Source organism: Pseudomonas sp. LTR0, from assembly GCF_036630035.1.
GTDB classification, from domain to species: Bacteria; Pseudomonadota; Gammaproteobacteria; order Pseudomonadales; family Pseudomonadaceae; genus Aquipseudomonas; species Aquipseudomonas putida_Y.
In genome coordinates, this window is sequence record NZ_CP123734.1 from 4,463,271 (window position 1) to 4,476,525 (window position 13,255).

At 62.0% G+C, this 13,255-nt stretch carries 11 protein-coding genes; 4 read left to right on the forward strand and 7 right to left on the reverse strand.

Going from position 1 to position 13,255, the window contains the following annotated elements:
* Positions 1–15: 15 nt before the first annotated feature.
* Positions 16–501: a YajQ family cyclic di-GMP-binding protein gene (locus tag QCL51_RS20465; protein ID WP_003251890.1), complete on the reverse strand. Its 486-nt coding sequence runs from the start codon at positions 499–501 to the stop codon at positions 16–18.
* Between the two features lie 100 nt (positions 502–601).
* On the opposite strand from QCL51_RS20465, the gene QCL51_RS20470 reads away from it, so the two are divergent.
* From QCL51_RS20470 to QCL51_RS20480, 3 genes are read left to right on the forward strand one after another with little or no spacing between them, the layout of a single operon-like run.
* Complete coding sequence (locus QCL51_RS20470) at positions 602–1,519, forward strand: putative 2-dehydropantoate 2-reductase (RefSeq protein ID WP_021785807.1); 918 nt, start codon at positions 602–604, stop codon at positions 1,517–1,519.
* A 37-nt stretch (positions 1,520–1,556) separates the two neighbouring features.
* Positions 1,557–3,587 (forward strand): ATP-binding protein, encoded by a 2,031-nt coding sequence (locus tag QCL51_RS20475; RefSeq protein ID WP_021785808.1) that lies wholly within the window; start codon positions 1,557–1,559, stop codon positions 3,585–3,587.
* A 1-nt stretch (position 3,588) separates the two neighbouring features.
* The gene (locus tag QCL51_RS20480; protein WP_021785809.1) at positions 3,589–4,155 is read left to right on the forward strand and encodes a cob(I)yrinic acid a,c-diamide adenosyltransferase; all 567 of its coding nucleotides are present in this window, start codon (positions 3,589–3,591) and stop codon (positions 4,153–4,155) included.
* A gap of 139 nt (positions 4,156–4,294) precedes the next feature.
* Here QCL51_RS20480 and QCL51_RS20485 read toward each other — a convergent pair whose 3' ends face one another.
* The 4 genes from QCL51_RS20485 to secA all read right to left on the reverse strand — a co-directional run bounded on the left by QCL51_RS20485 (position 4,295) and on the right by secA (position 10,159).
* Entirely contained in the window at positions 4,295–5,239 is a 945-nt protein-coding gene (locus QCL51_RS20485) for a Nudix family hydrolase (RefSeq protein WP_021785810.1), read from the reverse strand.
* On the reverse strand, positions 5,236–5,868 hold the full coding sequence (locus tag QCL51_RS20490) for a glutathione S-transferase family protein (RefSeq protein ID WP_021785811.1): 633 nt from the start codon (positions 5,866–5,868) through the stop codon (positions 5,236–5,238). The genes QCL51_RS20485 and QCL51_RS20490 overlap by 4 nt, the downstream gene beginning before the upstream one ends.
* A 155-nt stretch (positions 5,869–6,023) precedes the next feature.
* Entirely contained in the window at positions 6,024–7,241 is a 1,218-nt protein-coding gene (argJ, locus tag QCL51_RS20495; protein WP_021785812.1) for a bifunctional glutamate N-acetyltransferase/amino-acid acetyltransferase ArgJ, read from the reverse strand.
* Positions 7,242–7,423: 182 nt separating this feature from the next.
* On the reverse strand, positions 7,424–10,159 hold the full coding sequence (gene secA / locus QCL51_RS20500; RefSeq protein WP_103463042.1) for a preprotein translocase subunit SecA: 2,736 nt from the start codon (positions 10,157–10,159) through the stop codon (positions 7,424–7,426).
* A gap of 372 nt (positions 10,160–10,531) precedes the next feature.
* Between secA and QCL51_RS20505 the strand changes: the two genes are divergently transcribed.
* Positions 10,532–10,987, forward strand: a complete 456-nt coding sequence (locus tag QCL51_RS20505; protein WP_021784159.1) for a DciA family protein — start codon at positions 10,532–10,534, stop codon at positions 10,985–10,987.
* Positions 10,988–11,034: 47 nt separating this feature from the next.
* Here QCL51_RS20505 and lpxC read toward each other — a convergent pair whose 3' ends face one another.
* Both lpxC and ftsZ read right to left on the reverse strand, forming a co-directional pair.
* Complete coding sequence (gene lpxC / locus QCL51_RS20510) at positions 11,035–11,946, reverse strand: UDP-3-O-acyl-N-acetylglucosamine deacetylase (protein ID WP_003251873.1); 912 nt, start codon at positions 11,944–11,946, stop codon at positions 11,035–11,037.
* A gap of 112 nt (positions 11,947–12,058) precedes the next feature.
* Complete coding sequence (gene ftsZ / locus QCL51_RS20515; protein WP_003251871.1) at positions 12,059–13,255, reverse strand: cell division protein FtsZ; 1,197 nt, start codon at positions 13,253–13,255, stop codon at positions 12,059–12,061.

A 13,255-nucleotide genomic window follows, 5' to 3' on the forward strand; every position in this document is an offset into this window, starting at 1 on the left:
CCGGGCGACCCCACATCAGTCGCGGAAGTTGTTGAACTGCAGCGGCATGTCGAATTCCTTGGTGCGCAGCAGGGCAATGGCTTCCTGCAGGTCGTCACGCTTCTTGCCGGTTACCCGTACCTGCTCACCCTGGATGGCGGCCTGTACTTTCAACTTGCCATCCTTGATGGTGGCAACGATCTTTTTCGCCAGGTCCTTGTCGATGCCTTCGCGGAACTTGGCTTCCTGTTTCTTTTCCTTGCCGGAGGCGTACGGGTCCTTGGTTTCCAGGCACTTCACGTCGATCTTGCGCTTGACCAGCGCCAGGCGCAGGATCTCCAGCATCGCCTCGAGCTGGAACTCTTCCTCGGCGGTGAGCATCACGGTCTGCTCTTTGTCCTTGAACTCGAAGGTGCCTTTGCCCTTGAGGTCGTAGCGGCGGTCCAGTTCCTTGATGGCGTTGTCGACCGCGTTCTGCACTTCGTGCTTGTCCAGTTCCGATACCACGTCGAACGAAGGCATGGTTGTTCTCCCAAAATAAAAGCGCGCTCAGGCTGAAGATGGAGCGCGCTGGGTTTGAAGGTTAAAATGCGGGCTCATTATAACGGGTTGCGAAACGCATATGAGCAGCACCTGGCATATTCTCGGCGCCGGTAGCCTGGGCAGTCTGTGGGCCTGCCGCCTGGCACGCGCAGGCAAGGCTGTGCGCCTGATCCTGCGTGACGGGCAACGGTTGCAGGCTTATCAGCAGGCTGGCGGCCTGACCTTGGTCGAGCAAGAGCAAACACGGCACTACGCCATACCTGCCGAAACCGCCCAGGCGCAAGGCCCGATCCACCGCCTGCTGGTGGCCTGCAAAGCCTATGACGCAGCCCCGGCGATTGCCGGTGTAGCGCCGCGGCTGGCCGAGAGCGCCGAAGTGCTGCTGTTGCAGAATGGCCTGGGCAGCCAGGATGAAGTCGCCGACGTTGTGCCGCACGCTCGCTGCATCTTCGTCTCCAGCACCGAAGGCGCCTTCCGCGAGGGGGACTGGCAGGTGCGTTTTGCCGGCCATGGCTTCAACTGGCTGGGCGACCCACGTAACCCCATGATCCCCGCCTGGTTCGATGACCTGCACGAAGCCGGTATCCCTGCTGAATGGACAGTGGACATACTCACCCGCCTGTGGCGCAAGCTGGCGCTCAATTGCGCCATCAACCCGCTGACCGTGCTTCACGATTGCCAGAATGGCGGGCTGCTGGGGCACCTGGGTGAAGTTCAGGCCCTGTGCGTCGAGCTGGCCCGGCTGCTGCACCGTTGCGGCCAGCCGCAAGCAGCCGAGGGGCTGGACGAAGAAGTGCAGCGGGTAATCCTCGCCACCGCAGGCAACTATTCTTCCATGTACCAGGACGTGCATGCAGGACGGCGCACCGAGTTGCACTACCTGCTCGGCCATGCTTGCCGCGCGGCCACACGTCATGGCCTGCAGCTGCCGCAGCTGGAACACCTGCTGCAGCGCTTGGTCGAAAACCTGCGCGTGCGTGGTTTGCCCTGCGACTGACGCGGCCCTTCAACCGGATACGGACATTGCCTTGCCCATGACCTTGCGCCAACGCCTGGAAAACCTCCCGGTCGGGCAGAAGCTACTGGCGGCCCTGCTGGTACTGCTGGTGACCATCTTGCTGGTGGCCAACCTCACCTTCATCAGCGCCGCCTACTGGATTACCCAGGAAAGCATGGCGCCGCAGGCGTTGCAGACCATCGGCCGGCTGGTGGCCAATCCACAGCTTGCAGCCCGCGCCGGCGACACCCCGGACACCGCCCGTGCCCTGCTCAAGGAACTGGACAATTACACACCGCTGCGTGCCGCCGCCGTCTACGGTGGCGATGGGCAGATGCTGGCGCAGTTGCAGCATGGTGAGCCGCTGGCCCTGCCCAAGCGTTTTCGAAACATCGACGGCTGGCGCCTGATGGAGTTTCGCAGCACTCAGTTGATCCGCATCCCCCGCGATGCCAACCCACCGGCACACTTGCTGCTGGTAGCCAGCAGCGAACTGCCCATGGCCTTCTACACCGGCACACTCAGCGCCAGCCTGGGTATCCTGGTATTCAGTGTCCTGCTATGGATCGTCATCGCCCGGCAGATCAAGCGCCTGATCACACAACCGATCAACCAGCTTGAGGAACTCAGCCGCCAGGTTACCCGTGAAGAGAGCTACGCCTTGCGCGCCCAGCGCGGCAACGACGATGAAATCGGCAGCCTGGCCGAGGCCTTCAACACCATGCTGTCGCGCATCGAGGCCCGCGAGCAGCAGCTCAAGAGCGCCCGCGATGAATTCCAGAGCGCCTACGACCAGGCTCAGGGCCTTGCTGAGGAAACCCGCCACACCAACCGCAAGCTGGAACTGGAAGTGCAGGTACGCAGCAAGATCGAGAAAAAACTCACCGGTTTCCAGAACTACCTCAACAGCATCATCGACTCGATGCCCTCGGCGCTGATTGCCCTCGACGAACAGCTTTACGTGACCCAATGGAACCACGAAGCCACGGTGCTTTCCGGCACGCCACTGGACGAGGCACTTAACCAGCCCGTGTTCATTGCTTTCGAACCGCTGAAGCCGTTCCTCCCGCAGCTGAAGGAGACCGTGGAAAAACATCGAGTGGCGAAGATCGAGCGGGTAACCTGGCCCAAGGGCGACGACCTACGCCACTACGCCCTGACCTTCTACCCACTGACCGGCGGCGGTGGGCGCGGCGTGGTCATTCGTATCGACGACATCACCCAGCGTCTGTCATTGGAAGAGATGATGGTGCAGTCGGAAAAAATGCTCTCGGTCGGTGGCCTGGCTGCCGGCATGGCGCATGAAATCAACAACCCGCTGGGCGCTATCCTGCACAACGTGCAGAACATTCGCCGGCGCCTGTCGTCCGACCTGCCGCGCAACCAGGAACAGGCCGAAGAGCTGGGCATCGACCTGGCCACGATCAACCGCTATCTGGACAGCCGCGAGGTGCCGCAACTGCTCGACGGCATTCAGCAGGCCGGAGCCCGGGCGGCGAAGATCGTCACCCACATGCTCAGCTTCAGCCGCCGCAGCGACCGCCAACTGGTGCCATGTGAGCTGCCGGCACTGATCGATCAGGCCCTTGAAATTGCCGGCAATGACTTCGACCTGGCCATCGGCTTCGACTTCAAGGGTCAAGCCATCGTGCGCCAGTTCGACCCCAACCTGGGGCCGGTGCCCTGCACCGCCAACGAGCTGGAACAAGTACTGCTCAACTTGCTGAAGAATGCGGCCCAAGCCATCCACCAGCGCCCGCAACCCAGCGAGCCCGGGCGCATCACACTGCGCACCCGGCTGAACCCGCCATGGGCGGAAATCCAGGTCGAGGACAATGGCGTCGGCATGCCCGAGGCAGTGCGCAAGCGCACCTTCGAGCCGTTCTTCACCACCAAGGAAATCGGCCAGGGCACCGGGCTGGGCCTGTCAGTCTCGTACTTCATCATCACCAACAACCACAAGGGGCAGATGGAAGTGCAATCCACGCCAGGCCAAGGCACCTGCTTTACCCTGCGCCTGCCCCTCAGCCAGCCGGCAGCGGCGGTGCCGGCCAGAACGGAGCAATGACATGGGCTACCGCCTTTCGAAGATCTATACCCGCACCGGCGACAAAGGCGAAACCGGCCTCGGCGACGGCCGTCGGGTGCCCAAGGACCACCCGCGGATCGAAGCGATTGGCGAGGTGGACAGCCTGAACAGCCAGTTGGGGTTGCTGCTGGCGGGGCTTGCCGAGCACGGGCTGAATGAAGTGACCGAGGTGCTGGCGCCGTGTCAGCACCGCTTGTTCGACCTGGGTGGCGAGCTGGCGATGCCCAGTTACCAGGCGTTGAACCTGGCGGAAGTGGAACGCCTGGAGGCGGCCATCGATGTGTGGAACGAAGAGCTGGGGCCGCTGAAGAACTTCATTCTGCCCAGTGGTTCGGCGCTGGTGGCGCAGGCGCATGTGTGCCGCAGCCTGGCGCGCAGTGCAGAGCGCCGGTGCCAGCAGTTGAATGCCATGGAGCCGCTGGAAGGCGTTGGGATGACATATATCAACCGGCTTTCCGATCTATTGTTCGTGGCGGCGCGGATCATCGGGCGGCGCCAAGGGGTGGCTGAGGTTTTGTGGCAGCCCGCCGAGAAACCCCAAGGCTGATACTTCTGGGGCTGCTTTGCAGCCCATTCGCGGGCTTGCCCGCTCCCACAGGTTTCGAGCAGGCTTGGAGCTTGTGAGTTTCCTGTGGGAGCGGGCAAGCCCGCGAATGGGCCCCGCAGCGGCCCCTGTTACAGGGGACTCAAACCTCGGGCCAGAACGCCCGGATGCCGGCCACACCCTGTGCACCCGCTTCCCAAGCCTGCTCGCGCTCACTCGGCCCTACCCCACCCAGCAGATACACCGGTTTGTTGAACCCGGCAATCACGCGCTGCGCCTCATCCCAGCCCAGCGGCACCGCATCCGGATGAGTCTGGGTTGCCTGCACTGGCGACAGGGTGACAAAGTCCACGCCCATCTGCTCAGCCAGCGCCAGCTCCTCGGCACTGTGGCAGGACGCGGCCAACCAGCGTTCCTTGGGGAACGGCCGGCCCCTGGCAGCGTACTTGCGCAGTTGCGCGGCCGTCAGGTGCCAACCTGCCGCTGGGAAATCACCCAGCCATTCCAGTGGCCCTTTAAGCATCAACTGCGCCTTGCCCGCACACAGCCCGACCGCATCCACCGCCACGTCGCGGTACTTGGGGTCGTACATGTCCGGAGCACGCAACTGGATAAGGCGAATGCCGTTGGCCACCGCCTTCTGGATGCCCTTGAGCAGCTGCGGCACCTCCAGGCCATCCGGGGTGATCAGGTACTGGTCCGGCAGGCGCGCAGCGGCGACGATCGGCTTGTTGGCCTCGGGGAATTCGTACTGCGGCAAATCGCGCGGGGCAACCCACTCCAGCGGCTGGCCTTCGGCACCGTGGGGTTCGCCAGTGAACGCTTCGACCTCGCGCACATCCAGCAGCACCTGCTTGTCCGGGTAGTCATGGCTGACCTTGATCAGCGCACGCGACCGGGTTACCTCAATGCCCAGCTCCTCGCGCAACTCGCGGGCAAGCGCCGCTTCGACGCTCTCGCCTTCCTCCACCTTGCCACCGGGAAACTCCCACAAGCCGCCCTGGTGCTGGGTATCGGCACGACGTGCGATCAGAATACGGCCATCAGCACCGCGAATGACGGCCGCTACTACATGAATCCGTTTCACGCTTCACGCTCCTCCAGGCCTGCCTGTTGCCATGCCTGGAAGGCTGGCCACTGATAAATGGTCTCGATGTAGGCTGCCGCCTCAGCGGGGACTTCTACGCGGTAGGTGCGCAGGCGCACGGCCACCGGGGCAAAGAAGGCATCGGCCAGGCTTGCCTTGCCGAACAGGAACGGGCCGCTGTCCTTGGCCACCAGACGGCATTCGGACCACAGCGCAACGATACGGTCGATGTCGATTTGCACGTCCAGCGGCACGTTGTCCAGCGCCTGGTCGCGCGACAAGTCGAACGGCATGGCGCCGCGCAGGGCAAAAAAGCCGCTATGCATCTGCGCACAGGCCGAACGGGCCTGGGCTCGCGCCGCCACATCGGCAGGCCACATCTGGGCTTCGGGGTGGCGTTCGTTGAGGTATTCGGCAATGGCCAGCGAGTCCGCGATCACACCGTGCTCGGTCTTGAGCAGCGGTACCTTGCCGGTGGAGGAGAAAGCGAGGATGCGCTGGCGGGTATCAGGCTGGTTCAGCTTGATCAGGGTTTCTTCGTAGGGCATGCCAGCCAGCTCGAGGGCCAAGGCGCCACGCAGCGACCAGGAGGAGTACAGCTTGTCGCCGATGATCAGGTGATAGCTCATGGTTCGGCTCCATCAGGTTTGTATTGCAAAACCCGCAGGCCGCTGCGCGGCCTTTCGCGGGCAAGCCCGCTCCTACAGGGACCGCACCGCTCCTGCAGGCATTGCAACACCTGTGGGAGCGGGCGTGCCCGCGAAGAGGCTTTCGGATCAGTAGATCAGGTACGGTACTCGGCGTTGATCTTCACGTACTCGTGGGACAGGTCGGTCGTCCAGATGGTTTCGCTGCACTGGCCACGGCCCAGCTCGATACGGATGGTGATCTCTTCCTGGGCCATCACTGCCGAACCCTGCGCCTCGGTATAGCTCGGGCTGCGGCCGCCTTGGCTCGCAATGCAAACGTTGTCCAGGTAAACGTCGATCAGGCTCACATCCAGTTCCGGCACACCGGCACGGCCAACCGCGGCGAGGATGCGGCCCCAGTTCGGGTCGGAGGCGAACAGCGCGGTCTTGATCAGCGGCGAGTGGGCCACGGCGTAACCGACGTCCAGGCACTCCTGGTGGTTGCCACCACCGTTGACCTGCACGGTCACGAACTTGGTCGCGCCTTCGCCGTCACGGACGATGGCCTGGGCCACTTCCATGCACACCTCGAACACGGCCTTTTTCAGCGCTTCGAAGAGCGCGCCGCTGGCTTCGGTCACTTCCGGCAGGTCGGCCTTGCCGGTAGCGATCAGCATGCAGCAATCGTTGGTCGAGGTGTCACCATCGATAGTGATGCGATTGAACGACTTGTTGGCGCCGTCGAGCATCAGGTCCTTGAGTACCTTTGGCGCCACCTTGGCGTCGGTGGCGATGTAACCCAGCATGGTCGCCATGTTCGGGCGGATCATGCCTGCCCCCTTGCTGATGCCCGTGACGGTAACGGTCACGCCATCGTGCTGGAACTGGCGGCTGGCCCCCTTGGGCAGGGTGTCGGTGGTCATGATGCCGGTAGCGGCCTCAGCCCAGTTGTTTTCCGACAGGTTGTCGAGCGCCGCCTGCAGCGCGCCTTCGATCTTCTCGACCGGCAGCGGCTCACCGATCACGCCGGTGGAAAACGGCAGTACCGACTCGGCCGGTACGCCAGCCAGTTCGGCCAGCTTGGCGCAGGTACGCTCGGCGGCGGCCAGGCCCGGCGCGCCGGTGCCGGCGTTGGCGTTACCTGTGTTGGTCAGCAGGTAGCGCACGGTGCCCTGTACACGCTGCTTGGACAGGATCACCGGCGCGGCGCAGAAGGCGTTGAGGGTGAACACACCCGCCACGCTGGAGCCTTCGGCACAGCGCATGACCACCACATCCTTGCGCCCCGGGCGCTTGATACCGGCAGAAGCGATACCGAGTTCAAAACCCGGAACCGGGTGCAGGGTGGGCAAAGGACCAAGACCAACAGCCATTAGAGCGCTCCTAGAAAAAACGATGATTTCGAAAAAGGGGCCGCTTCGCGCCCCATCGCGACACAAGGCCGCTCCCACAAGGATCGCGCCCGTTGATGGACGAGCGCGGTACCTGTGGGAGCGGCCTTGTGTCGCGAAAGGGCCGCAAAGCGGCCCCAGGCTTGTACAACGTACGGTTCAGATCACTCGATCTGACCATGGCAATGCTTGAACTTCTTGCCCGAGCCGCACCAGCACGGCTCGTTGCGGCCCAGCTTCTGGTCATTGCGTATTGGCGCCGAGGCTACCGCTACTTCGGCCCCCTCCTCGCTCAGTTGCTCACTTTCCAGGCCCGATACAGCGGCGTGCTGGAATTGCATGCGGCTAGCCAGCTCTTCGGCCTCGCGGCGCAGGCGGGCTTCTTCTTCGGCTGGGTCTTCGCGGCGAACCTGTACGTGCGACAGCACACGGATGGTGTCGCGCTTGATCGACTCCAGCAGTTCCTGGAACAGGCTGAACGACTCGCGCTTGTACTCCTGCTTCGGGTTCTTCTGCGCATAACCACGCAGGTGAATACCGTGACGCAGGTGGTCCATGGTCGACAGGTGGTCTTTCCACAGGTCGTCCAGCACGCGCAGCAGAATCTGCTTCTCGAAGGTTCGCAGGGCTTCGAGACCAGCCTGGTCTTCCTTCTCTGTGTAGGCAGCGGTGATCTCGCTCAGCAGCTTCTCGCGCAAGGTCTCTTCGTAGAGGTGATCGTCCTCGTCGAGCCATTGCTGGATTGGCAACTTGATGGCGAAATCGCTGGCCAGCGAAGCCTCCAGGCCGGCTACGTCCCACTGCTCTGGCAGCGACTGCGGCGGAATGTGCTGGCTGATGGTAGCGTCCAGTACTTCCTTGCGGAATTCGACGATGGTGTCGCCAATGTTCTCGGCGGCCAGCAGGCTGTTGCGCATGTGGTAGATCACCTTGCGCTGCTCGTTGGCGACGTCGTCATATTCGAGCAATTGCTTACGAATGTCGAAGTTGCGGCCTTCGACCTTGCGCTGGGCTTTCTCGATAGCGTTGGTGACCATGCGGTGCTCGATGGCCTCGCCCGACTGCATGCCCAGTGCCTTCATGAAGTTCTTCACCCGGTCAGAGGCGAAGATGCGCATCAGGCTGTCTTCCAGCGACAGGTAGAAGCGGCTGGAGCCCGGGTCGCCCTGACGACCGGAGCGGCCACGCAGCTGGTTGTCGATACGGCGCGATTCGTGGCGCTCGGAAGCGATTACATGCAGGCCACCCGTTTCGATCACTTGCTGGTGACGCTTCTGCCAGTCGGCCTTGATCTGGGCGATCTGCTCGGCGGTCGGGTTTTCCAGGGCAGCCACTTCGGCTTCCCAGTTACCGCCCAGCAGGATATCGGTACCACGGCCAGCCATGTTGGTGGCGATGGTCAGTGCACCGGGCGCGCCTGCCTGCGCAATAATCTCGGCTTCCTTCTCGTGATACTTGGCGTTGAGCACCTTGTGGTCGATACCTTCCTTTTTCAGGAGGTTGGACATGTGCTCGGAAGTTTCAATGGTCGCGGTACCCACCAGCACCGGGCGGCCCAGCTTCATGCTTTCCTTGATGTCGGCGATGATCGCGGCGTATTTCTCGTCAGCGGTCAGGTACACCAGGTCGTTGTAGTCCTTACGCGCCAGTGGCTTGTTCGGCGGAATGACCATCACGTTCAGGCCGTAGATCGACTGGAACTCGAACGCTTCGGTGTCGGCGGTACCGGTCATGCCGGACAGCTTGGTGTACAGGCGGAAATAGTTCTGGAACGTGGTCGAAGCCAGGGTCTGGCTCTCGGCCTGGATGTTCAGGTTCTCTTTTGCTTCGATGGCCTGGTGCAGGCCCTCGGAGAGACGACGACCTGGCATGGTACGGCCGGTGTGTTCGTCAATCAGCAGGACCTGGCCGTCCTGAACGATGTACTCGACGTTGCGGTGGAACAACTTGTGTGCACGAAGACCGGCGTAGACATGTGTCAGCAAGCCCAGGTTGTGCGCGGAGTACAGGCTCTCGCCTTCGGCGAGCAGGCCCGCCTGGGCCAGCATCTCTTCGATGAACTGGTGGCCGGCTTCGTTCAATTCCACCTGGCGACTCTTCTCGTCGATGGTGAAGTGGCCTTCCTGGGTGACCTGGCCTTCGACCTCTTCGATGTGCTGGGTGAGGCGCGGGATCAGGCGGTTGATCTCGATGTACAGCTTGGAGCTGTCCTCGGCCTGACCGGAAATGATCAGCGGGGTACGCGCTTCGTCGATGAGGATGGAGTCGACTTCGTCGATCACGGCGAAGTTCAGTTCACGCTGGAACTTCTCGTCCTGGCTGAACGCCATGTTGTCGCGCAGGTAGTCGAAACCGAATTCGTTGTTGGTGCCGTAGGTGATGTCGGCGGCATAGGCAGCGCGCTTTTCTTCCGGCGGCTGGAAGGCCGAGACGATACCGACCGACAGACCGAGGAATTCGTACAGCGGGCGCATCCAGTTGGCGTCACGGCGCGCCAGATAGTCGTTGACGGTGACCACGTGCACGCCCTTGCCGGACAATGCATTGAGGTAAACGGCCAGGGTACCGACCAAGGTCTTGCCTTCACCGGTGCGCATTTCTGCGATCATACCCTCGTGCAGGGTCATGCCGCCGATCAACTGCACATCGAAATGGCGCATGCCCATTACGCGCTTACCGGCCTCTCGGGCCACGGCGAAGGCTTCGGGCAGCAATTGGTCCAGTGTCTCGCCTTTGGCCAGGCGCTCCTTGAACTCTACGGTCTTGCCCCGCAGTTGCTCGTCGGAGAGGGCCACCATCTTCTCTTCGAAGGCATTGACGATACTCACCGTCTTGAGCATGCGTTTGACTTCACGCTCGTTCTTGCTTCCAAAAAGTTTTTTTAACAAAGGCGCAAACATATCGGCAGGATCTTCCACACGTAGGGATGGAGGGCGGCCCCATGAGTCGCCCGTGCAGCCCATAGGCCGCATGCGAACGAGCATTCTACCCGGAAACGATGGTGAGGAAAGTGGTGGTTTTCCACGATGCTGATACAGCGTTTTGGCAGGGGCCTGTTTTAGATAGGGGCATTTTCACTGAGTTCAAGGCTTGGCAACATGAAAGCTATCGAGAACCAGTCTTGTCTTTGGCTGCCTGTGCCGGCCTCTTCGCGGGTGAACCCGCTCCTACAAGATATCGATAACCCTGGTAGGAGCGGGTTCACCCGCGAAGAGGCCGGCACAGGCAACGGAGATGTTAGACTGTGCCCACGTCACCTCACGCGTACCCCCATGGCCTATAAACCTTCCCCCGCCCAGCCGCCCTCCGCCCTGTTGCGCCAGGTGCGCCCGCTGCGCCTGCTGCTGAACCAGGCCGAGCGCCTGGAGCATTTGCAGCGCCTGCTGGAAAGCCAGTTGCAACCGGCCGCCCGCGAGCACTGCCATGTGGCGTCCTGGCGCGATGGCACTTTGTTGCTGGTGGTAACCGACGGCCATTGGGCAACCCGCCTGCGCTACCAGCAGAAGCGTTTGCTGGCGGCACTGCAGGCCATGGAAGCATTCGGCAACCTCAGGCGCATCCTGTACAAAGTGCAGCCGCCGCTGGTGCCGGCCAAGCGTGGTGGGCATGCTGCCGAGCTTTCGAACAGCGCGGCCGAGAGCCTGCGCGACACCGCCGAGGGCATTACCGACCCCAAACTGCGCGCAGCACTGGAACGCTTGGCCGCCCACGCTCAGGACAAGCCATAAAAAAGGCCACCCGAAGGTGGCCTTAATGAACTAGAGAGTGTTCGAACTTACACGGCCGCAACAGGGCGCATGTACGAGATCGGTGCCGTACTGGCATCTTCGAAAGTGACCACTTCCCAGGCATCGGTTTCAGCAATCAGCTTGCGCAACAGCTGGTTGTTCAGCGCGTGGCCGGACTTGAAGCCCTTGAACTCGCCGATCAAGCTGTTGCCCAGCAGGTACAGATCGCCGATGGCGTCGAGGATCTTGTGCTTGACGAATTCGTCTTCGTAACGAAGGCCGTCTTCGTTGAGCACGCCGTCCTCATCGACCACGATGGCGTTCTCGACACTGCCACCCAACGCAAGGTTGTGCTTGCGCAGGTACTCGATGTCACGCATGAAGCCAAAAGTACGCGCGCGGCTGACTTCCTTCACGAACGAGGTGCTGGAAAAGTCGACGCTGGCGCTCTGGGTCCGGTTGCGAAGCACCGGGTGATCGAAATCGATCTCGAAGCTCACCTTGAAACCTTCGAAAGGCAGGAACGTGGCGCGCTTGTCGCCCTCTTCCACGGTTACCTCACGCAGGATGCGGATGAACTTCTTGGCTGCGTCCTGTTCTTCCAGGCCGGCAGACTGAATCAGGAATACAAAAGGACCGGCGCTGCCATCCATGATCGGCACTTCCGAGGCGGAGAGCTCGACGTAGGCGTTATCGATGCCCAGGCCCGCCATGGCGGAGAGCAGGTGCTCGACCGTATCGACCTTGACGTCACCGTTGACCAACGTCGTCGACATGGTTGTCTCGCCGACGTTGGCCGCACGCGCAGGGATTTCGACCACAGGGTCGAGGTCGGCGCGGCGGAAGACGATGCCGGTGTCAACAGGTGCAGGCTTGAGGGTCAGGTAAACCTTCTCCCCGGAGTGCAGACCGACACCTGTGGCACGGATGGTATTCTTCAGGGTGCGTTGTTTAATCATGGCATTGGCCGCTTCAGCGCAAATTGCGAACAGGTATCAACAAAGGCTGGGGATGATAACAGACCCAACCTTTGATGAATACCAATCACCTTTATACCCCTGATAAATTCCATTAATCAGCCTGACGACGCAGGAATGCCGGGATATCGAGGTAGTCCAGGTCATCCTGAGGGTTCAGTTTAGCGGCTGCGGCAGCACCTGCATGCGCCTGGTTGCGCATGACGGTCGGGCGCTCCAGGTCACGGTAGTTGACCGCTGGCTGCTCCTGGCGCACCGGCGCAGGATTGGACGCCTCGTATGCCTGCTGGGCAGTCTGCAGGGTATTGTCGACCACCTTCACAGGCTTCTCGATGCGTGCGCCCAGACCAGTGGCCACCACGGTCACGTGCAATTCGTCGCGCATGTCCGGGTCGATCACGGTGCCGACCTTGACCATCGCGTGGTCGGAGGCGAAGGCTTCGATGATGCTACCCACGTCGGAGTACTCACCCAGCGACAGGTCCGGGCCTGCGGTGATGTTCACCAGGATACCGCGGGCGCCCTGCAGGTTGACGTCTTCCAGCAGCGGGTTACGGATAGCTGCCTCGGTGGCTTCGCGCGCACGGTTCGGGCCGCTGGCGCAGCCAGTACCCATCATGGCCATGCCCATTTCACCCATCACGGTACGCACGTCGGCGAAGTCGACGTTGATCATGCCGGGGCGCTTGATGATGTCGGAGATACCGCGTACGGCACCAGCCAGTACATCGTCAGCCTTGGCGAAGGCGGACAGCAGGCTGGCATCCTTGCCCAGGATGGTCAGCAGCTTCTCGTTGGGGATGGTGATCAACGAGTCGACGCTTTCAGCCAGCATGCGGATGCCTTCATCGGCGATCTGCATGCGCTTGCGGCCTTCGAACGGGAACGGACGAGTCACCACTGCAACGGTGAGGATACCCATTTCCTTGGCCACTTCGGCAATGATTGGCGCAGCACCGGTACCGGTACCGCCACCCATGCCGGTGGTGATGAACACCATGTTGGTGCCCTGCAGCACTTCAGCGATGCGCTCACGGTCTTCCAGCGCGGCCTGACGGCCGACCTCCGGATTGGCACCGGCACCCAGGCCCTTGGTCACGCCAGTGCCCAATTGCAGGATGGTGCGCGCGCCAATGTTTTTCAGCGCCTGGGCATCGGTGTTGGCGCAGATGAATTCCACGCCTTCGATGCTGCTCTTGACCATGTGATTGACGGCGTTGCCGCCACCACCACCAACGCCGATCACCTTGATGACCGGGCTTTGCGGGACGTTGTCTACGAGCTCGAACAT